At 55.5% G+C, this 21,352-nt stretch carries 14 protein-coding genes and 1 pseudogene; 4 read left to right on the top strand and 11 right to left on the bottom strand.

Features of this window, described 5'->3' with window-relative positions:
• Positions 1-200: 200 nt before the first annotated feature.
• Positions 201-1,364, bottom strand: a complete 1,164-nt coding sequence (locus HDF14_RS17550; RefSeq protein WP_183979202.1) for an IS481 family transposase — start codon at positions 1,362-1,364, stop codon at positions 201-203.
• 102 nt (positions 1,365-1,466) lie between these two features.
• Positions 1,467-2,033 (bottom strand): PQQ-binding-like beta-propeller repeat protein, encoded by a 567-nt coding sequence (locus tag HDF14_RS17545; protein ID WP_183979201.1) that lies wholly within the window; start codon positions 2,031-2,033, stop codon positions 1,467-1,469.
• A 169-nt stretch (positions 2,034-2,202) separates the two neighbouring features.
• On the opposite strand from HDF14_RS17545, the gene HDF14_RS17540 reads away from it, so the two are divergent.
• Positions 2,203-4,077, top strand: a complete 1,875-nt coding sequence (locus HDF14_RS17540; protein ID WP_183979199.1) for a glycoside hydrolase family 2 protein — start codon at positions 2,203-2,205, stop codon at positions 4,075-4,077.
• 143 nt (positions 4,078-4,220) lie between these two features.
• Positions 4,221-4,586, top strand: a complete 366-nt coding sequence (locus HDF14_RS17535; RefSeq protein WP_183979197.1) for a M1 family aminopeptidase — start codon at positions 4,221-4,223, stop codon at positions 4,584-4,586.
• A 57-nt stretch (positions 4,587-4,643) separates the two neighbouring features.
• Here the strand turns inward: HDF14_RS17535 and hsdR are convergent, their stop codons facing one another.
• From hsdR to HDF14_RS26745, 5 genes and pseudogenes are all read right to left on the bottom strand, one after another.
• Positions 4,644-7,058 (bottom strand): EcoAI/FtnUII family type I restriction enzme subunit R, encoded by a 2,415-nt coding sequence (gene hsdR, locus HDF14_RS17530; protein WP_183979195.1) that lies wholly within the window; start codon positions 7,056-7,058, stop codon positions 4,644-4,646.
• A 4-nt stretch (positions 7,059-7,062) separates the two neighbouring features.
• Positions 7,063-7,971 (bottom strand): hypothetical protein, encoded by a 909-nt coding sequence (locus HDF14_RS17525; RefSeq protein ID WP_183979194.1) that lies wholly within the window; start codon positions 7,969-7,971, stop codon positions 7,063-7,065.
• A gap of 8 nt (positions 7,972-7,979) precedes the next feature.
• Complete coding sequence (locus tag HDF14_RS17520) at positions 7,980-9,215, bottom strand: restriction endonuclease subunit S (protein WP_183979192.1); 1,236 nt, start codon at positions 9,213-9,215, stop codon at positions 7,980-7,982.
• Positions 9,212-10,164 (bottom strand): annotated as a pseudogene (locus tag HDF14_RS26115) (HsdM family class I SAM-dependent methyltransferase). The gene HDF14_RS17520 and the pseudogene HDF14_RS26115 overlap by 4 nt, the downstream one beginning before the upstream one ends.
• Entirely contained in the window at positions 10,089-10,463 is a 375-nt protein-coding gene (locus HDF14_RS26745; protein WP_260698363.1) for a hypothetical protein, read from the bottom strand. Before HDF14_RS26745 ends, HDF14_RS26115 begins: the two are co-directional and overlap by 76 nt.
• A gap of 778 nt (positions 10,464-11,241) precedes the next feature.
• Here HDF14_RS26745 and HDF14_RS17510 point away from each other — a divergent pair.
• Together HDF14_RS17510 and HDF14_RS17505 are read left to right on the top strand one after the other, a co-directional pair.
• Entirely contained in the window at positions 11,242-11,934 is a 693-nt protein-coding gene (locus HDF14_RS17510; RefSeq protein WP_183979190.1) for a recombinase family protein, read from the top strand.
• Between the two features lie 562 nt (positions 11,935-12,496).
• Positions 12,497-16,066, top strand: a complete 3,570-nt coding sequence (locus tag HDF14_RS17505) for a two-component regulator propeller domain-containing protein (RefSeq protein ID WP_183979188.1) — start codon at positions 12,497-12,499, stop codon at positions 16,064-16,066.
• Positions 16,067-16,310: 244 nt separating this feature from the next.
• Here HDF14_RS17505 and HDF14_RS17500 read toward each other — a convergent pair whose 3' ends face one another.
• The 4 genes from HDF14_RS17500 to HDF14_RS17485 form a co-directional block, all read right to left on the bottom strand.
• The gene (locus HDF14_RS17500; protein WP_183979181.1) at positions 16,311-17,087 is read right to left on the bottom strand and encodes a DUF3050 domain-containing protein; all 777 of its coding nucleotides are present in this window, start codon (positions 17,085-17,087) and stop codon (positions 16,311-16,313) included.
• Between the two features lie 13 nt (positions 17,088-17,100).
• Complete coding sequence (locus tag HDF14_RS17495) at positions 17,101-18,381, bottom strand: serine/threonine-protein kinase (protein ID WP_183979179.1); 1,281 nt, start codon at positions 18,379-18,381, stop codon at positions 17,101-17,103.
• A gap of 238 nt (positions 18,382-18,619) precedes the next feature.
• Positions 18,620-20,335 carry a dihydroxyacetone kinase subunit DhaL gene (gene dhaL, locus HDF14_RS17490; protein ID WP_183979177.1) on the bottom strand — a complete coding sequence of 572 codons (1,716 nt, stop codon included), beginning with the start codon at positions 20,333-20,335 and terminating at the stop codon, positions 18,620-18,622.
• 48 nt (positions 20,336-20,383) lie between these two features.
• A partial coding sequence (locus tag HDF14_RS17485; RefSeq protein ID WP_260698362.1) for a glycosyl hydrolase family 18 protein occupies positions 20,384-21,352 on the bottom strand: 969 nt, incomplete at its 5' end.

The following is a 21,352-nucleotide window of genomic DNA, read 5'->3' as shown; positions in this document are numbered from 1 at the left end:
GGCATCGCGGGGCTGCCAGGTATCAAGGCCGTCCACATAATCCAGTGATGGACTACCCGTGCCGGGCTACCTCCAAGTTGGAGTGAGTCAATGCTCGCAGAACGCTGGCAAGTGCAGAGAGACTACTCCCGCATGCCTGTTTCTGTTTAGTAATCCTGAATTCAATTGTTGCATTCAGGCCAATGCGCTCATCGGCAAGCTCAAACCACTCGCCGCGCGGCTCTAAAACGAAGTTCTTCCGCATTCAGTTCTCCGATCTCCATGTCTCGAAAGAAGACTTTGTAGAAATCTGGTGTGACCAACTCAAAAGCCAGCTCTTCAAAGCGAAATACTTCGCTAATGAATATCCGAGTTTGGTGCCAGCTGATGTCGCCGCTGTTGTTCACCCTTCGGAGAAGAACACCCTTCGGGTACTTGTACTCCGGCAGCTTGCGGGGCATTCTAACGGAGCTGGGAATGTAAACACTTGCTGGAACCCGGTTGTTCAAACCCTCATGCGGGCGCTCGTTATTGAAGACGTAGCGAAAGTTATCGAAGCGGCTCTGCTGTGCACGAAGCGATGCCGCAGGCGGTTTTGTCGTGTCCTCCTTCAGCGTGCGATGCATCCGCTCATGGCGACCATTTTGTTGTGGCCGACCTGCTTGAATGCGCCCATGCACGATCCCGAGCTTCATCCAGCCTAGCGAGAGCTTCGATAGCCCCATTAACCCTGTGCCCGCAAAGGGTGCGCCGTTGTCTGTTCTGATCCGTGCCGGCACGCCGTACTCCCGCATCGCCGTCTCGCAGATTGCTCGGACCTGGCTCAGGTCTATACGCGAGACGATCTGGCAACGAATCAAAAAACGGCTATGCGCGTCCGTGATGGTGAACGGGTCACATCGCTTTCCGTCGCCTGTGGCGAAGTAGCCCTTGAAATCCATGCACCACAACTGATTCGGGCCAGTGACCAGAGAGAACGGTTCCGAGCATGGCGTGGTGCGCTTCCTCTTTCTCTGCGGACTGGTCAAACCCGCGCGGCTCAAGATGTTGCCGAATGTGCTAGCCGCGGGCCACACGAGGTCCGGCTGTAGCATTTCCAGCCTTGCCTTCAGTTTGCGTGCGCCCCAAGAGGGATGCTTGGCACGAAGCACGAGAATAGCGTTCTCCATCGGCTCAAGCGTCGCGTGCGAACAGGTATGCGGGCGGCGGCTGCGGTCCACGAGTCCTTCTGGTCCCGTCTCGTTGTAACGGTTGATCCAGCGGTAGGCTGTTGGACGCGAGATTCCATACGCGCGACACAGGTCCGCTACTGACATCTCTTCCTTCTGATAACTCGATAAGAACTGCAAACGTTGATCCCTGATTCGACTCTCTTTCCAGGGCATACAACATCGTCGTGCGTTGCCCAATGCGTAGGTAAAGTCGCCGTCGCGCTTCGCTGTAAACCATGTCTCCGGTCTGTTTTGTAACGGAAGTGCTAAGTACGCTCACCCCGTCGCCAGATCCAGCGCATGAAGTTTTTGCAGGAATCCGGTCCGCGGACCATTCGCCGCACCCGCCCGCGTCAGCGCAACCACGTACAACACTCCGCGCGCTTTGTCGATCACGGGCGTGCCAATGATGCCCATCTGTCCATTGATGTCCAGGCAACCGAAATTTTCACTGTGCAGGTTTGCCGGCGTTCCGAAGTTCACATGCCATACCGGCGCCGGGGCTGCCGCATCGTTGGCGTCGAAGGCATAGACGCTGTTGTTCACCGTGGTCACATACACAAGATCGCGCGTGCCTCCGTCGACCGCCACTCCAGTCACCACCGGCGGCTGCGTATAGATCTGGTCGTCCACGACCTGCTTGAATAGCATCCCAAACTGGGCCTGATTTACATTTGCCGGGGTCAGCATCGGCTCTCGCAGATTTGCACCCGTCCGCAAATTGTCATTGTGCTGCGTCAGAACATCGACTTGTGCATGGACGCAGGCGCTAACCGCAAATAAAGACAGGCAGGGCAAAACGAAGTTCGAAATATGCTTCAGGGTACCGCCGGACAATCGCATTCTTCAAACTCCGAGCCGTCCATTCTCAGGCCACTGTGATAATTAGGAACTATGAGGGCAAGACTCTACGATCCAGAGAGCAACTCACGTCAGCTGATGTCACCATATTAATTAGTATTCGCGTGGCTCACCCAGAAACCTATATGCTCGCTTTCGAGGAATGATTGGAATGATTCAGTTGTCGAAACGCTCCGCCGCATTGTGCCTAATCCCCCGTAACATTGCGACCCTGCTGCTCTGCTTGGGACCGATGCTGCCCGCTCTGGGGCAACAACCACTCAAAACGCTTCTCGTAGGCATCGACCACAGGACCGTCACCAGTCTAAACGGAGACTGGCACTACCTCGTCGACCAGGCCCCGGGACGCGCCTTGTACACCGGAAGTGGCGAGCTCAATGACAGGTCCTACGCCCTGAATGAGCATCCCAACATCGTTGGCAAGCACAACGAGGAATACGACTTCGCTACCGCACCCACCATCAAAGTTCCGGGCGATTGGAACACCCAGGTCCCCCAACTTTTCAACTACGAGGGTGTGCTCTGGTATCAGCGAGACTTCGACGCCTACCCGAAGCCAGGCACGCGCACTTTCCTCCATATTGGGGCCGCCAACTACCGCTCTCACGTCTGGGTCAATCAGAAGCGGGTCTGCGATCACGAGGGTGGGTTCACGCAGTTCGACTGCGAGGTCACCTCCGTTCTCCACGCCGGATCCAACTTTGTCGTCATCGCTGTCGATGCCACGCGGCTCGTCGATGGCATCCCTTCCGTCGGTTATGACTGGTTCAACTATGGGGGCCTCACGCGCGATGTTTCACTTGTGACCGTGCCCGCGATCTTCATCGACGACTACGACGTCCACCTCGCACACAAAGCCCAATTCGAGCCTGGCAACACCGAACTTACCGGATATGTTCACGTGCTCGACGCGCCCGCGGGAACATCGGTAACAATCGACATTCCTGAAGCAGGCGCGAAGACTATCGCCAAGACGGATGCCGACGGGAACGCCGCCTTCACCGTTAAGGCCGCAAAGCTCACCCTCTGGTCGCCCGAAACGCCAAAGCTCTACAAGGTAAACCTTGCCTCAGGCGATGACAGGCTTAGCGACGACATTGGCTTCCGCGAGATCCGAGTCGATGGCACTCGCATCCTTCTCAACGGGAAGGCTATCTTCCTCCAAGGCGTTAACGTACATGCTGAAGCGCCCATTCGCGGAGGCCGCGTCAACACCGACCTGGACGTCGCGATGCTCTTCAGCTACCTCAAAGACCTCAACGCCAACTTCGCTCGCTTAGCACACTATCCGCACGACGAACGTATGGAACGTGCCGCCGATCGCAACGGCATCATGATCTGGTCTGAAATTCCAAACTGGCAGCACATCTCCTTCGACAAACCAGAAGTCTATGCCAAAGACGTCACAATGCTCAGAGAAATGATCCGCCGTGACCGCAACAAGGCATCCGTCATCCTCTGGTCCGTCTCCAATGAGACACCTAACAATCCTATTCGGACGAAGTTCCTCACCGACCTCGCCAATGAAGCGCGCAAGCTTGACCCGACCCGCCCGATCACTTCAGCAGTGCTCGGACCGAAGCCCAACGGCAATGAGAGAGTTGTTAATGATCCACTCTGCGATGCGCTCGACGTCATTGGCCAGAATGAATATATCGGTTGGTATGAACTTACTCCCGAAGACGCCGACAAAATTCAGTGGATCTTTCCACAAAAACCAGTTGTCATGAGCGAGTTCGGCGCCGAAGCGAAGTTCGGTAACCACGGTGCCATCAACCAGCGCTGGACCGAAGAACAACAAGTCGATGTTTTCAAGCATCAACTCGTCATGCTCAACCAAATTCCTCAACTCCGCGGCATAACTCCATGGGTGCTTATGGACTTTCGTTCAACCACCCGGAATATCCCAAAACTTCAAGATGGCTTCAATCGCAAAGGTCTTGTCTCGGAGGCCGGCGAAAAAAAACTGGCGTTCGTTTACTTTAAAAAAATATACGAAGAGCGTTCGATAGGAAAGGCTGAGTAGCGTACACGATGGTAGAAGGACACTAGTCCGCTATGACGATCATAGTACTCATGAACCGTGTGTCACAGCAGCCCAATTAATCCACAAAAGCATCGCAAGGTTTATGACTGCAAGGCAATAGGTCCGTATGCCTACCAAGATGGTTGAGACGAAATCCAGTAATTCCATCGAACAGTTGGATCCGAACCCATGGCCAGAGCTGGCCGACGCTCGTCCACCCGCCAATTTGCTACTTCTGGGATTCAACCATTCAGAACCAGATCGGCGTTCTCGGCAGCGATCCGACGTACTGGAAGGTGGTTACGGCACACGAGGTGGCACACCAGTGGTGGGGCCAGACGATCGGATTTGAAAGCTATCGTGATCTGTGGATGAGTGAAGGTTTTGCGAACTTCTCGGCCGCGATTTTCCTCATACGGACTAATAAGGACATGAAGGAGTACCGGGACTTCTACTCGCTACTGCGAAAGCGGCTGCTGCAGAGGAACGAGTCGGGCTGCGACCGATAGATGTGGGTTCGGTGGTGACGGGAACCTTCAGCAGAATCGCGTCGCAGTTTCGATTCGTCAGACGACAGCCTGATGCTGGTAGAGGTACTGCTGGAAGCCAGTGAAGACCTGCCCAATATCCTCCGCTGTTCCCAAGTCGGCCAAGGCATCGGAGATGGAGTTGTGGTACTTGAGCCGCAACAAGGGTGTGAGCTTCTCCAGATCCAACTCTTCGACCCCGACACTTACGTAGTGAGCAAGCACGAAGTCCAGAAAGACCTGCTGCTTGCTATTGAAGTGGGTGCTGATAACGACCTTAGCCCTTGCGGCTCGTTCCTCGCGGTTTAGCGGCGGGAGAGCGTAGGCAACGTATGCGAGCACGTCGAAGAGATCGCTCTTCTCGGCATCGATGATCTTCTGCATCTCGCCCAGTTGCTCAGGGCCGAAGCCCTTCTCTGCGAGGCCCACCAACAGCATCTTTCGGGTAAGAGGGTTGCTCCACAATGTCCGCAACTCAGCCTCGTCTTTGAAGAACTCCGGCAATTTACCAAACAGCAACTCCAGGAACTGCTGGGCCGACATGGGTGTGCCGTCGGGATGCCAGAACGTCGTGCAGATCATATGCTGAATGGTTAGCTCTTTGCCGTTGGCAAGCTTCACCGTCGCTTTGGTCTTGTTTTTGCATTCGCATGGGTTCTGGCCGCAAACTGAGCAGGGCTCCTTTGGACACTCGCAGGGGCTGTGCCCGCAGATCGGACAAGGTTGCTTCGGTTCCTTCACGCATTGGCAGGGGTGGTACCCACACTTCGCACACGGCTCTGGCTCCCGCGGCTCGCCATCCCACTCCGGATCTCTGAAGTGAAGGTAAGCTTTTACGAAGTCGTAGATGGTGAAGTAGTCCTTGCCGTCGAAAAGCCGTGTGCCGCGCCCGATGATCTGCTTGAACTCGATCATGCTCTTGATCGGGCGCATAAGAACGATGTTGCGTATGTTGCGGGCGTCCACACCGGTCGAGAGCTTTTGCGAAGTCGTCAAAATCGTTGGAATGGTCTTGTCGTTGTCCTGGAAGTCCCGGAGATGTTGGTTGCCTAACTCGCCATCTTTGGCGGTGACTCGTTGGCAATAGTTCGGGTCGGAGCTGGTCTTCGTCTGGTTGATCAGGTCGCGGACAGCCAGTGCATGATTCTGCGTGGCACAGAAGACAAGCGTCTTTTCCTTCTGGTTAATTTGGTCCGTGAACAGCTTGACCCGGTGGGCTTCGCGTTCTTTGATCTCGATGATCTTGTTGAAGTCGTCTTCCTCGAAGTGATCGCCGACTTCGATCTCACCCTCAATCAACTTGTCATCGGCGGTGTAGGTGTACTCGTCCAGCGACGTTGTGATCTGCTTAACCCGGAACGGGGTAAGGAAGCCGTCATTGATGCCGTCCTTGAGCGAGTAGATGTACACCGGCTCGCCGAAGTAGGCGTAGGTATCGGCATTCTCCTGGCGCTTTGGTGTCGCCGTGAGGCCGAGTTGAACCACAGGAGAGAAGTATTCGAGGATGTCGCGCCAGGTGCTCTCGTCATTCGCTCCGCCGCGATGGCACTCATCGATGATGATGAAATCGAAGAAATCCGGCGGGTACTCGCCAAAGTACGGCGATGGCTTGCCGTCCTTGGGCGGGCCGCTCATGAAAGTCTGGAAGATGGTGAAGAAGATGCTGCCGTTCTTTGGCACCTTGCCCTTCTTGCGGATATCGTCCGGTTTGATTCGAACTAGAGCATCGTCCGGGAATGCGGTGAAGTATGTTAAGTCGTTGAAAGCCTGGTCAGCGAGGTTGTTGCGATCCGCAAGGAAAAGGATACGCGGACGACGTGTAGGCGGCGCTCCGCTCTTCCAGTCGGTCAAATTCCAGCGGGCATTGAAGAGCTTCCACGCGACCTGGAAGGCGATCGATGTCTTTCCTGTACCGGTCGCCAGCGTCAGGAGCACACGGTCCTTGCCGTCTTCAATCGCCTCCAATACGCGATTGACGGAGATCTCCTGGTAAAAGCGAAGTGACCATGTTCCGCTCTTGTCCGGGTAGGGTATGGCGGCGAACCGGTCGCGCCAAGCGACCGACTTGGGGAACGTCATGTTCCAGAGGTCGTCCGGCGCGGGATAGGTAAGAGTCTCGCCCTCCTTCCCAGTTTCCGTGTCGATGCCGTAAATGCCCTGGCCATTGGAAGCATAGGTGTAGCGAATCGCCATCTTTCCGGCGTAGTTCTTGGCCTGAGCGACGCCCTCGGTCAGCTCCTGGTCCCACGCTTTAGCCTCAATGATGGCCAGCTTGGTGTTGCGATACTCCAACACGTAATCGGCGGTCAGAGATTTGCCGCGCCGTCCCTGACCTTCAATGCGGCCAGGCATAATCACATACTCGCGCCGTATGCGGCTGCCCTCGACGTCCCCCCAGCCCGCCGCCTTTAATGCGGGATCAATATGCTCGGCTCTCGTCTCGGCTTCGTTCATGGATTCACGCCAGAATCTCTTTCAGGTTTTCCAGCAAGTGTGCGGTATCCTCTTTGTTCAAGAACGGAGCTTTCATCGTTTTCGCCCACCAGAAATTGCGCCCAGTCACCTGTTTGATCTGAGAAACGGTCATGAAATTGAAAGCTTTGCCTTTTGCTGGTTTCGGCGTCAGCCACTTCAGCTCGCGATACATTGCGTCGGCAGCCGCGTCCTCTCTCACTTCGCTTTTTACCTGTCCCGCTGCGATGATGCCGTACCCTTTGTGATAGAGGAAGACGATGTCGCCTTTACTGAATGAATGCACAATTCCCTGGATGCTGCCGAAGGCAGCGACGCGGTCGCCATCGCACATATACCAGATGCTTTCCTCGTTGTAACTGAGGTTAGTATCAAAAATCACTCCCTTAGCTAGGCCAGGATTCGAGTGCTGGTCGTAGGGCAGCGAGAAAAACTCGAAATAGTGTTCGTCAGCGATTTGATAGACCCTGTATGGAATGAAGCTGAGACAGAGACCTTTCAACTTCCAATAGTCCACGTTACGAATCAGTTCGTCATCGCCAGCGCTCCCAACAATTACGAGATGCTGCTTCCTGTTGAAGGCCGACCGGTCCAGCGGATGTTCCAGGTCAAAGCCAATTTGATGTTCTTGCTGGAGATTAGCAGGCCTGCCCTTTCGGTATGCCCGAAGCATCTCTTCCAGCTTCTCGTAGCCAAATCGACCAGCCTTCTCGCAATATCGGAGCGCCTGGTGCACTGCGCCGCCATCAGCATGAGCGCGCTTCAATTCGAAGATAACCAGATAGCCCTGCTCGTTGAGGGCATAGATGTCTGCCTCCGGTTGCCACGAGCGCTCTTGATGAATTGGCATCAATTGGCTACCTTCGAAGAGAACATCCCAAAGGTTCTGCGCCAACAGATCTTCTAGTTCCTTCTCCAAAGGAAGCCCCGAAAATGGAAGCGGATCGATGGCGTCGAATTTGTTAGCGGACTTGCCAAGCTTGTAGAGCATGACTCAGAGACCTCCACTGAAGGCCTGGTCCAAAAGTGACTTCTCAATGCTTCCAGCGCGGCGAGCTTCTGCTGGTAAATGTTCTGCATGTGTTGGGTTTCACGCGAAAGAGCATCTAGTTTGGCCACCGCTATCTGTTGTTGTTGAGACCTAACCTTTGGCACTTCGAAACTACGCAGCAATTTCAAGGAAACTGTCTTTTGTGCGGCACCCGTCGCACCCTCGCTTGCTTGTTTGAATATTTGTGGAGACAAAAGTAGATAGTAAAGCCATGCGCTGTTCACCTCAGCCTTTGGGCGAACTAAGCCGATGTGCCGCTGGAAACAGAATTCAGTACTTTCGCCGACGATGACCGGAATCCCGAACGATCCCGTAACCGTGTAAAGAACATCCCTTTTCTTCGGTTTTTTGTTTGGTTTCAGCGTATTGAAGTAGGTATACGGCACCATAAATGTGTCGGCAAAGTCGATCTTGCGGGTTTGTTTCACGATGTTTCCGATGGTGATGAACGGGACGCCCGTCAAAGATTTCGGAGGCGGCAAATGGTCGCCATCTGTGATGTCGGTTGCCAAGTCCGAGAGCCTCACGAGTTCGCATCTTCGCCACGCATCCGCAAAGACAGTTTGGAGGTGGCTTTCGAAGAGGGCGCGGGCGTTTTGGAGGTTCCTTTCGGCGTTGGCTTTGGCGGTGGCGATACCCTCAAACGCTTCGTCGAGAATGCCAACGATGTGGTGCTGTTTGTGGAGCGAAGGAACAGGAATTGGAATCGAGTTCAGCGCCTTTTGGTTGAGCTTTGGCTGCGCCGCTCCGGTAATGTAGTCGTCGAGCGGAATACTCTCCAAATACAACTCAACAAATCGTTGAGTTGTCATGTTCTCGAAATTGAGGATGTGGGCATGATTGTTTACCCAATATTTTCCATAGGCCGGGAACGCAATGGGCGTAGAGCGCGCCAGCAGATTTGCACCATCTTCGGAAATGAGCAGCGTATCGCCTTCAAAGATGTAGTCTGCGACATAGTCCACAATGCCAGACGCTCCATAGTAGGGATACTCACCACTATTGGGGACACCCTTCGTAATAGGCACGCGCCTGCTATCCAGATTTGTTGCAATCTGGTCGAGCGTCATGACCTGCCAGCCCTTCATAGCAGCGCACCAATGTTCTTCAGCACCTTCGCGCTCTCGGCATCCAGACCAGCAATCTCCCGCATGATCTCCTGCGGGCTACGGTGCGCCACTTCCTCGCCGCCATTCGGGTTCTTCGCCGAAAGATCGAACGTCGCCTTATCGATGGCTTTGGCGTCCACGCTCCAGCTCTTCGGCGAATCTACAAAGCTTTTTTGCGACTTCACGAACTCGGCGAGGTCATCGTCATTGAGCGGGTTCGTCTTGCCAAGATTGCGGCCGGGATCGAGCTGGTAGTACCAGGTTTTCCGCGTGGGCGCACCCTTCTCAAAGAACAGCACCACCGTCTTGACTCCCGCACCCTGGAAGGTGCCCCCGGGGCAGTCGAGCACGGTGTGCAGGTTGCAACTCTCTAGCAACTGCTTGCGCAGACTAACCGACGCCTTATCCGTGTTCGAGAGAAACGTGTTTTTGATGATTACACCACCACGCCCGCCGGCCTTCAGAATCTTGACGAAGTGCTGAAGGAACAGAAATTCCGTCTCCCCGGTCCGGATGGGGAAGTTCTGCTGCACCTCCTTGCGTTCATTGGCACCGAAAGGTGGATTGGCCATCACCACCTCGTAGCGATCCTTCTCCTGGATGTCGGCGAGGTTCTCCGTGAGCGTGTTGGTGTGGATGATGTTGGGCGTCTCGATGCCATGCAGAATCATACTCATGATCGCGATGACGTAGCGAGCGACTTTTTCTCTTTGCCGTAGAAGGTGCGCTCCTGAAGCGTCTTCACTTCCTTCGTCGTCAGACCCGGCTTCGCACTCATGTAGTCATATGACTCACAAAGGAATCCCGCGGAGCCGACGGCGCCATCGTAGACGCGCTCTCCAATCTGCGGCTTCAGCACCTTGACGATGGCGCGGATGAGCGGACGTGGCGTGTAGTACTCTCCGCCATTGCGCCCCGCGTTGCCCATGTTCCGATCTTGGCTTCGTAGAGGTGCGACAGCTCGTGCTTTTCGGCCTGGGAGCGAAAGCGCAACTCATCGATGTAATCGATGATCTCGCGCAGGTTATAGCCACTCCGAATCTTGTTTTTGATCTCGCCGAAGATCTGGCCAATCTTGTATTCGAGAGTATTTGGACCGCTAGCCTTTGCCGTAAAGCCGTGCAGATATGGAAAGAGCTTCCCGCTCACAAAGTCGTGCAGGTCATCCCCTGTCATCGCTTTATTGTGGTCTAGCTTGCCACCCTTGTGTCCCTGGGCGCTGCCCACGTACCCCACCGGTAGCGGCCGTCAAGGATGCGAGTGTACTTCCTACCTTCCAGCGCAGCCTCGCTGCTCTTGTCTTGCTCAAGATCGTCGGTACTTCAGGAATAGGAGCCACGAGGTCTGCTCGGTGTAATCAAGTTCGGTCGTACAACCGGCTTCTTTGCGAAGGACGTCATCAATATTTCGGAATGCTTGTTCGAACACGGGCACCTAATCTCTACGGAGTGGAGGCGTCGAAGGGTGTCCCCTCTTAGGCCGGACAAACTGCTTAGATAGCCACAACAGACCGCTAATTCCCCTAAATAAATCGCTTGTAGAGTGAATATTGTAGCAATGTGCAGTCGGAACCAGTAGGGCCCGATGGCGGTCCCCACCTTGGGGCAGAAGAGAATTATGGCCCGACATTACGCACCCAGAGACTTCTTCAGGCAAGTCTCGAATCAATACCCTAGGTGAGGGCTGTTACGGATCGGTTGCCAAAACCTGGCCGAGGAATCAGGATACCTCGCCGTCCAAATGTCCAAATCGATATGGCGACTGATCGGCGATTCGATGAACGAACTTGCACGCATCCCAGATGGGCCTCTGATCCGAACCGCCGCATCGAGGCCGAACACAACTACAAGTGCTCCAGAAAAGTTGGCCGCTCCAGGCTTCCCGGCCAAGGCCGCCAGTGCCATTCAGACGGTGCGTTCGCGAGAGATCGTACTGGCAAGCTCCCAAAACTGGTGTACATTTACCTCAGCGAACGTTGAAGTAAATGTCCTTAAAGCGAGGATCTATGGCAAAAGGCAAATTTGTGAGTTATCTAAGGGTGTCAACGGCGCGGCAGGGCATCAGCGGACTCGGGCTCGAAGCACAACGCGAGTCGGTTGCCAGCTACCTCAACGGTGGAAAGTGGAGCCTAGTGAAAGAAGTGGTGGAGGTGGAGAGCGGCAAGCGCAACGATCGGCCAGCCATCGCCGAAGCCCTTCGACTTTGCCGGCTGCATCGCGCGACCCTCGTCATCGCCAAGTTGGACCGCCTCGCCCGCAATGTCCACTTCATCTCCTCGTTGATGGAGTCTGGTGTCGAGTTCGTCGCCGTCGACTTTCCACAAGCTAACCGGCTAACCGTTCACATTCTCGCCGCAGTCGCTGAACACGAAGCTTCCATGATCTCGTCCCGTACCAAAGCCGCCCTCGCCGCCGCGAAAGCCCGAGGGGTGAAGTTGGGGGGACAGCGCGGAAGTCTGGACCGTATGGGGAGCATGGCGCAGAAGGGAAACGCCGCTAGCACCACCGTCCGCCGCGCCGCCGTCGCCAAGCGCAATGAAGATCTCATTCCGGTTGTGGAGAACATTCGCGCCGACGGCTTCACGACCCCTCAGCAGATCGCTGACGGACTCAACGAGCGCGGGATCACAGCAGCTCGAGGAGGCGTATGGTCAGCCGTACAGGTCCGGCGCATTCTTAATATGTCAGCGCTGGGATGAGGTTCGATCTGAGCCCTGAGAAACTAGGAATCGGATACTGGCCTCGATCCTGCAGAGGCAAGGACAGGGGACGTTTCGGTCAAGTCTGCTGAGCGCTTACGACGGCCGCAATCACGTGTCCGAGATGCCGGTTTTACAGCCACTTGGGCTTAGGCAAAACAGCTCAATAAGTGAATTTCCCTGTACGCACAATTGACATCCACCAGGGGCAGGAGCTAGCTGGAGGTCGAATGATCGTCTCTGCTGTCAAGCTGATCAGAATTGGATCTGACGCGCCAACCATATCGAGCCCGGTCTGCCGATACGATAGACCGGTTGAAACCTCTGCTTGAACAGTCCAATGGCTGTTCCGGCTGAAATTGCCCAGCCGCTGCTCCCGAAAAGATAGGATAAAGCAGGAGTAGATGCCACCAGACCCGGGGATTGACCTCACTTTTTTCAGAAATCGGAGATGCAAGCGTGCGATCGGCTTTTCTTAGAGAACGATTTCGGAGGGGCTATTCATGCGTGCGGACGGAAGCAACGTTACAGACCAAGTCGTACTTGTCCCGACCGAAAGACTATGAGACAGTGTGCAACATTCCGTTTCCAAGACTCCGGCTATCGCAGCGCCCCCGCCATGCCTTACGAAACCCCGGTCAGCCGGCAGCTTTCGTATAGCTACCTACGACGTGACACGAATGGTCACCGCCGCTCGACGGGAAAAAAGGGGTGTTGGGTAGCTATCCTGATCGTTGCTGCGGCGGTAAGCCTACTGCTGCCTTCCAGGTCGCGTGCACTAACACCAGATCGTGACGTCGCACAGTATGCGCATCGTTCATGGAAGATTGACGATGGGTACTTTAGCTCGAATCCCTATTCTTTGGCGCAAGACAGCGACGGTTATCTTTGGATCGGAACCGATCACGGTCTGTACCGTTACGATGGAGATCAATTCTCGCGCTGGAATCCTCCTGCCGGTACGCATCTGCCTGGTTCCACCATCATCTCTTTGCTGGCCGATCGTGATGGGAGTCTTTGGATTGGGACTCAGGCTGGCCTAGCGCATCTCAGTGGAGGCCACCTCACAACCTATTTTGAAAATGAAGGACAGATAGCAGGATTCAATCAAGCACCGGATGGTGCCGTTTGGTTCCACTCCGCTAGCGGAAACGCCTTCAGGAAACTCTGCAGCATCAGGCGTTCAACAATCAACTGCTACGGGTCGGGAGACGGACTGAAACAGCAGATTGAAGGAACAACGCTCGCTCGTGACAGTGCGGGCTACCTCTGGATAGGGACTTCAACCTCTGTAGTGCGGTGGCAGCCTTCGTTTCCTTCTGTGACGTTCTCGCCCAAGGCGCTGCAGTCCAATAGTGGGCAGGTTGGAGCCAATGCAATCGCATTTGATGAGGACGGATCGCTGCTAGTAGGAATTATGAAGAGCGGTTCTGGCCTGGGCTTACAAAGAATTCGTGGCGATAAATGGAGTACCGTCACCGCTCCTAATTTTGACGGAAGTAAGCTGGCGGTCAATGCGCTTTTCAAGGATACTCACGGTGCACTATGGATTGGAACGGAAAGTTATGGACTATACCGGCTCTATCAAGGGAAAGCCGAGCACTTTAGCAGTAGCGATGGTCTCTCGGGAGACACGGTCTGGACGATCGTAGAAGATCGCGAAGGCACACTCTGGGTTGGGACAGACAAAGGGCTGGACAGCTTTCACGATCTGCCTATTCTGGCGCTATCAAAGACCGAGTTCGGGATCTCGGAACTCGAAAATATAGTCTCGACACGAGACGGAACACTTTGGATCGGCGGAGAGGGAGGACTTTTCACACTGAACAAGGGAGTGTCCGGCCTTACACCCCAAGGCGGCAATCTCGGTGACAAGATGGTCACAGTCATCTTTGAAGATCGTCGTGGCCGAATGTGGATTGGTCTGGACGATTCATTGAACCTCCTCACAAGTAATAGCTTTCATCCGGTTCATGCTCCGGCTGGCAAGCTGGGTATGATCGTGTCGATCGCCGAAGACAAAGACGGGAAATTGTGGGCAGTGAGCCTCGGGCCGCCGCGCCACATCGTCCGCATCGATCCGGACACACTGCAGGCGACGCCTATTTCGGATATGCCCCAGGTCAGCAAGATTGCGAGTGACCCCCAGGGCGGATTTTGGCTGGGGCTCAACAATGGAGACCTCGATCAATTTAACAAAGGAAAACTCGTAACTTACCCGCTGCATCATGGACCGAATACACGGATTCAACAGTTGATGGTGACGGCAGGGGGCGATGTTATAGCTGCTGCACCATTCGGCCTCATCTTGATACGCGATGGCAAGGTCAGCCTCCTCGATGGCCAGAGAGGGCTACCCTGTAGCGATATCAGCAACTTCGTCTTCGACCTTGAAGGCAATCTCTGGCTCTATTCTGAATGTGGATTGGTTCAGTTGCGAAAGAGTGAGTTCCAGGCGTGGCAGCAACATCCCGATCTGAAAGTTCGAACCAGGCTTTTCGATTGGATGGACGGCGTTCGCGTCACGTTTCCGCCCTTCGAGGGGGCTGCCCGATCAGGAGACGGAAGGCTCTGGTTCAACAATCAATCTGCACTACAGGTGGTGAACCCAACCCACATCACTACAAATCTGATTAGGCCTCCTGTGCATATCGAAGCGGTCGTAGCGGACCGAGTTAGCTACTCACCGCTTGACGGCCTGCGCATTCCAAAGTTGACCCGTGATCTTGAGATCGATTACACGGGCTTAAGCTTCGTGGCTCCCCAGAAGGTCATGTTCCGATACATGCTCACCGGCGTCGATCAGGCCTGGCAAAATGTGGGTACGCGCCGCCAGGCCTTTTATAACAATCTGAAGCCGGGCAGGTATTCGTTTCGGGTTATCGCCTGCAATAACGATGGAGTCTGGAATGAGGAGGGAGCGCATCTGGACTTCGTCATCCCGCCCGCCTGGTACCAGACGACTTGGTTCCGATTGTTGTACGTGGCTGCGTTTCTGGCATTCCTTTGGGGGCTGTATCACCTCCGAGTGCAACAATTGCGGCGGGAGGAAAGAAAACTTCGCGAAGCCGTTGAGACCATTCCGGCGATGTCGTGGACCTCTGGACCCGGCGGGGCCCTTCAATTTTTGAATCGACGTTGGGTTGAGTATACCGGCCTGTCGCAGTTGGAAGCGGAGGAAGTCAGGAAAGTTGCGGTTCATCCCGACGATCTGGATCGAATTGAGCGACGAATGGACGCGAGCTTTGCCAGTGGTGAGCCGTTCGAGGAGGAGATGCGCATCCGCCGGACCGACGGGGAGTATCGGTGGTTTTTGAGCCGCGCCGTGCCGCTGCGGGACAGGCGAGGAAAGATCGTGAAGTGGTACGGTGCGGCGACCGACATTCAAGATCGCAAGCGTGCGGAAGAGCTGCAGGCAGACCTTGCACACACCAATCGGGTCAGCACGATGGGAGAACTGGTCGCCTCCATCTCGCACGAACTCGCACAGCCCCTTACGGTCACAACCGCTAATGCCAAGGCATCTTTGCGATGGCTTCAGCGCGACCCGCCCGAAGTGACTGAAGCTCGCAAGGGAACGGAAAAAATCATCGAAGCCGGAGCCCTTGCGTCGGAAATCATCAACCGTCTGCGATCGTTGTACAAGAAGACCCCTTCCAAACGGGAGTTGGTCGCGATAAATGAGGTCATCGGCGAAATGGTCCTGCTGTTGCGGAGCGAAGCGAACGAGTATGCCGTTTCGATTCGCACGAACCTTGCCGCGGATCTTCCCAAAATCACAGCAGACCGAGTGCAACTGCAGCAGGTACTGATGAACCTCATGCTCAATGGCATGGAGGCGATGAAGGAGAACGGCGGAGTGCTCACCGTCAATACGGGACGAGGCGAGTGCGGTCAAGTGCTGATCTCAGTCAGCGACACCGGAGTAGGATTGCCGGCCGGAAGAGCGGACGAGATCTTCAATGCCTTCTTCACTACTAAACCTCAAGGCACCGGCATGGGGCTGGCGATCAGCCGTTCCATCGTAGAATCGCATGGTGGCCGGTTGTGGGCTACATCCCACGACAGACCAGGCGCGACGTTTCATTTCTCTCTGCCAACCGCAGTCGTGAAAGTGTCTGCGGCAATATAATTCCGAGTTCTTACGCGTGCGGAGACTTGTTTGTCAACGTCGATTTGCGATAAGGAAGCCTGCGATTGAGAACGGTATGAGGATACTTAGTTGAGGCTAAATCGCCAACTCACTCTCACCAAACAGTGCGGACAGGAGACTTTCCAGATTTCTGGGTTCTGAGCGGATGACGGGCAATCCGGAAGGAATCCTATTCGCTGTGGCTATTCTGCTTCAAAGCGCGCAGTTTCCTACCTTGATGCGACTAGCTCGCTTCTATCTGCGTCAGCACACCATCCCACAGCCTCAGCCGCGCACGAAGCGCCTCCTCGGCAGCTTGGGAGGCCTCCTCCCAAAGTGCCGGGTCGTCATCACATAGGTCGGCAACCATCTTCAGCGACTGCGGTCCATGGTCGTCACCGTCAACCTCGATATGCCTTTCCAGATACCAGACAAACTGGTAGAGCTCGCCACTCATCTCCTGGTTTAACTGACGAACTAGCGATCGAAACATGTCCGGAATCGCATCCTCGCGGCCAAACGCGAAGGCCGCGGCCTGGGCAGCCGACGAGCCCCTGTGAATGACTCCGAAGGTAGTCTCGACAAACTCTTTGGCCGCTACCGGAACTCCTTCGAAACTCAGCCTGTCAACGCCCAGCGGAGCGCAGCTTACTACATGGCGAATCGCACGTGTATCTGCCGTCACCTGCTCCATCGCTTCGAGATAAATCTCGAAATGACTGATCGGACGCCCCTGATATTCGTCGCTTTCCTCGCCCAGGACAATCTCGTTGATGAAGCGCCGGCTCACAGGTAAGGGGGTCGGCACCCAAGGTAGATCCACACACGTCAGCGTCCGCTGTAGTACTTTAAGCAGACTCATAAAGTCCCATACCGCGAAGACATGCGACTCCATGAAAAGGCGGACGTGACCGAGCGTGCGAATCCGTGGATACAGGGGATGCGCAGCCAACTGCTTGCGCAACGGCGTGAGGCGCAATTCTATGGCTTCAATTGAATTGACTACTCCGATAAAGGTCACTTTCTTATTATCGCTACCGGATAGCGGTTTCCATGGTCGGCGAAGTCAGGGGCTTCCTCGATCCCGACTCAAAGTCGAAACTCTCGACTTTGCCTCCAATGACGAGGACAGCAAATCTGCCACTTGGAGAACACGCCGCCGAATTAGGAAGTGGCGCCCTACCGTTCGCCAGGACCTGCTCGTCACCCCCGTCTGCGCTCGCACTGAGGAACTTGTACGTGCCCGCTGTAGAATCTTCGCGATAAAAACACACCCTCTGACCTCCGTCGAAGAAGGTGACAGGATAGTCCACGCTCTCAAGAACGCGAGTCGGCTGACCTCCGAGAACTGGTATCCGGTATACATCCATTCGATCTGGATTTACGACGCTCACTATCCGGAAATAGATATAGCTGCCATCCGGCGAAAAGATGACGTCCTGATAGATATAGGACGCATCCTGCACAATCGTCCGTTCGCTATTGGTGGGCATGTGATGGACCAATAAGCTCCGACCCTTCGGATCCCTCACGACAGCCGCCAGATAATTACCATCAGGCGAGATCGCGGTCATCGTTACGTGTTCACTGTCTATCAAACTCTGGATGGAATAGTGCTCAAACGGCACCTCCTTGTGCCTTATCATCAGGCGGTATGTGACGGCCACCGTCGCAAGGATTGCCACCATACCGACCGACCAGGCCAGCACTTTGCCCAACCGGCCCGGACCCGCTGCTCCGATGACCGCCGCTGAGGAGATGCCCGATTCCGACAAGGCTTCCAGCGCAAACCCCAGATCCGATGCAGACTGGAAGCGCTGCTCGGCGTTCTTCTCCAGGCAGCGATGAACGATTCGCTGCAAGCCCAAAGGAGTGGTCCGCACAATCTGCGAGATACCCGGTGGATCTTCGTTCAGGATGGCCGACATCGTGTCTGCCGATGTCGGCCGCTGGAACGCCCGCTGGCCTGCCAACATCTCGTACAGGATCGCGCCGAAGGCGAAGATATCGGCGCGATGGTCGACCGCTTTGCCGCGAACCTGCTCCGGAGACATATAACCGACTGTGCCCACCACCATACCGGGATCAGTTCCGCGCGTCTGAGTTGGTGCAACGCCGTCAGGGTCTGGTTGAGACTGGATCAATTTCGCAAGACCGAAGTCCAGAATTTTGATCCGCCCGTTCTTGGTAACAAACAGGTTCTCCGGCTTGAGGTCCCGGTGAACGATGCCTTTGTCGTGCGCTGCCGCTAGTCCATGCGCGATCTGAACGCCGTAGTCCGCCTGAACCCAACAGGCCGAGAACTTCGTAGCCATCAAGTTTCGTGCCAGGGACCAACGGCATGGTGAGGGGGATTATAGCTTGCACAACAAGTCATGACGAAGTCTTGATCCGCGGAAGCGACCATTCCGACGCTTTAGCAATTACCCAATGACGTGCTACCACGGAGCAATCGTGAAACTCCCTGAAAGTCAGGTTTTCGGCAACTTCGAACCGCTCGCTGCCCAGCGTACGGTCGATCGAAGAATTTCTGCCAAGATTAGATTTGAGGGTTTAGCGTGCGAAGAGCGTGTCGGAGGCTGCACGCAACCAGACGACGACCGCCTTCGCACCTGGATCAGGATAACCGAGCACGCGATCTCCAAGATAACTCGACCGCCCCAGACGGGGTTTCATTCGGGCCGTCGCTTCGGCGCCGCGTTCCGCCGCTTCAACCGCGGCCAGGATTGCCTCCCCCGACGCCTTCGCACCGACTCCGTTCCACAAAGTCTTCACGAACGGATCGAGCGCATCCAGCATGGTCCGATCGCCAGGCTTCGCGCCACCCAATTCACTGATGGCGCGGCAGCCCTGATCCAGCGCTTCGGCCCATTGCGCCAATCCCATTGCGGCCGATTTCTCCAGAACGCCGCCGCAACGCAGAAAAAGTACCCCATAGAGCGGTCCTGATGATCCACCCAACTCGCGCCGTAGGGTATGACCGATTGCTCTAATCGTAGCTGGAACATCGTCCAAAGGATACGAACCTACCGCACCTTGCACGGCCTTGGCCGCACGCTCCATGCTGGTACCCAAGTCGCCGTCACCTGTAACGCGATCCATCTCAGTAAGCTCACCTTCTGCGGCTATCAGCGCCTTGCACGCGGCCTCGATGGCCTGCTTCGTTTTTCTGCCTACCTCCGATTGCGCGCCCTTGCCGGTCGGCGAACTCACTTTCGTGCTGACCTCCGTCACGATCTGCGCTTCCGGTTTGCCAGGGCGCTGTTTCAGCGCGTTGGGCCATGCGGGAGCGGTAGTAACGGCGTCGAGCCAGCGCAGCCACTCGTCGTTGACACCCAGAACGCTGATTGAGATCCCCGCCATATCCAGTGATGAGAGAAATGTTCCGGAGTATATTCGCTCCACCGTAATTCCCTTGCTTTCGAGAAAGCGCATCGCATGGCGGGCCACGATCGCGAGCTCCATCTCAGTGGTTGCCCCCAGATTATTCACCATCACTACCACACGTTTTTCGTCACCAAACCTTCCGTGCTTTAGAACTTCGGCCAGTAACGTCTCGGTCAGCTCGTCCGCAGTCTGCAAACGTATCCGCTTCACGCCGGGTTCCCCGTGAATGCCGAGGCCAAGCTCCATCTCATCCTCGCCGATCTCAAAACTTGGTTTTCCAACTGCTGGCGAAGTTCCGGCCGTAAACGAAACGCCCATAGTCGCTAGAGAATCAACCGCCGCTCTTCCCATTGCCGCCACATCGGCCAGACTCCTTCCCTCAGCCGCGGCAGCCCCCACCAGTTTGTGAATGAAAATAGTGCCGGCGAGGCCACGCGCACCTGTAGTCTGCCCCGTGCCCTTCAGTGCAACGTCATCATCCACGATGACCATTTCGACCGAAATACCTTCAGCAAGCGCCATCTCCGCCGCCAGACCGAAGTTCAGCCTGTCGCCGGTGTAGTTCTTGACCACCAGAACTGCACCTGGCTCTCCCGAGACCGCCTTGATAGCAGCGAAGACGGAGTCACTGCTTGGCGACGTGAAGACTTCTCCGATCACAGCAGCGCTTAGCATGCCCACACCAATGTACCCCGCGTGTGCTGGTTCGTGCCCGCTGCCTCCGCCAGAGATTACTGCAACCTGTTGGTCACGCGTTTGCTTTGCATCTGCGCGGGCAATCACTTTGTGTCCCAGCAGACGCGCTGAGCTTGGGTGAAGCACGGCCAGCCCTTGCATCATTTCTTCCACGACATCTTTGGGGCGGTTAATGAACTTTTTCATGACAAAGCCAATGTACAGCGTCGAATCGCATGCCCACTGTACCGAAGGCTACTTGGCTGCGGCGTAGCTGTGAAGTTGCGGGCCGACTACGTTTGAGTAGTTGTAGTCGCCACGGCGATCGGCGTCGATAGTCCAAAACATGGCGCCGATCATGCCGGGGTAGCCGGTGGGTTGGCGCAGCCTATACAAGGTTCCAGCGGGCGCTTTGCCGGAGATGATGTAGTCCATTGCCTGACTGACGATGGTCGGCGACGTGTATCCGGCGAGGAAGCCGACGGCAACTTTATTTGCCGGCAAGGGCGGGAAGAACTGCTTCGGATCTTCTCCAACGTTGAAACCATGCAGCAGAAGCTCAGTCATGGCGGCGTGATAATCGATTGAGCTTGACTGGTAGATCTCGCCATCGAGACCTTCGAGGGGTGGCGTGTTGTAGTCCTGCGCGTCGATAAAGGACAAGATATCGCGGATGGCGTAGGTGATGGGCAGGTAGGAGCCGAATTGGCCGCCGTAGCTTGGGTAGCCTGCGGGCCCCTGAGACCCTTCGGGCACGAGGCTGATCATGAAGCCGGAGCCGAAGTGATCGTGCAACTGACGGAGACCCGAGATGATGTTCACGATCGATGGCGTGGTGGGATTCTTGAAGTCCGTGTCTCCGGGGTCGATGTTGAGTGAGGGGGTCTCGAAGTCCAGATCAATTCCATCGAAGCCAAATTCGGTGACGATTTGTGTCACTGATGAGACAAATGTCGGAATACTCGCAGGATCGTTAAGAGTGAAATATCTGCCACCACCGCCAAGGGAGATCATGACCTTCTTGCCCTGGCTCTTCAAATAGGCAATGTCGGATTTGAACTGTTCGGGATCGAGTCCAGCTCGCAGGTGAAATTGCAGGGTCCCTTCGGGTGCGTTCCCGGCTGGTTCCGCGAAGGCGACAAGGATAAAGTCCCACTGCGGCGAGACCTCGCGGAGCGGGAACGTGCCGGTCCAGTAGCCGATAAGTTGATGTCCGTTGGTAGA

It is taken from the genome of Tunturiibacter gelidiferens (genome assembly GCF_014201335.1).
Taxonomy (GTDB): Bacteria; Acidobacteriota; Terriglobia; order Terriglobales; family Acidobacteriaceae; genus Edaphobacter; species Edaphobacter lichenicola_E.
Note: the sequence above shows the minus strand (reverse complement) of the source record. Positions and strands in the feature narration are given on the sequence as shown.

What these genes read in the sequence shown, in the direction of transcription:
- hsdR (WP_183979195.1), bottom strand. Translation starts at nt 7,058, where the DNA reads ATGAACGAAGCCGAGACGAGAGCCGAGCATATTGATCCCGCATTAAAG.
- HDF14_RS17520 (WP_183979192.1), bottom strand. Translation starts at nt 9,215, where the DNA reads ATGAAGGGCTGGCAGGTCATGACGCTCGACCAGATTGCAACAAATCTG.
- dhaL (WP_183979177.1), bottom strand. Translation starts at nt 20,335, where the DNA reads ATGAAAAAGTTCATTAACCGCCCCAAAGATGTCGTGGAAGAAATGATG.
- HDF14_RS17495 (WP_183979179.1), bottom strand. Translation starts at nt 18,381, where the DNA reads ATGGCTACGAAGTTCTCGGCCTGTTGGGTTCAGGCGGACTACGGCGTT.
- HDF14_RS17505 (WP_183979188.1), top strand. Translation starts at nt 12,497, where the DNA reads ATGAGACAGTGTGCAACATTCCGTTTCCAAGACTCCGGCTATCGCAGC.
- HDF14_RS17550 (WP_183979202.1), bottom strand. Translation starts at nt 1,364, where the DNA reads ATGCCCTGGAAAGAGAGTCGAATCAGGGATCAACGTTTGCAGTTCTTA.
- HDF14_RS17545 (WP_183979201.1), bottom strand. Translation starts at nt 2,033, where the DNA reads ATGCGATTGTCCGGCGGTACCCTGAAGCATATTTCGAACTTCGTTTTG.
- HDF14_RS17510 (WP_183979190.1), top strand. Translation starts at nt 11,242, where the DNA reads ATGGCAAAAGGCAAATTTGTGAGTTATCTAAGGGTGTCAACGGCGCGG.
- HDF14_RS17540 (WP_183979199.1), top strand. Translation starts at nt 2,203, where the DNA reads ATGATTCAGTTGTCGAAACGCTCCGCCGCATTGTGCCTAATCCCCCGT.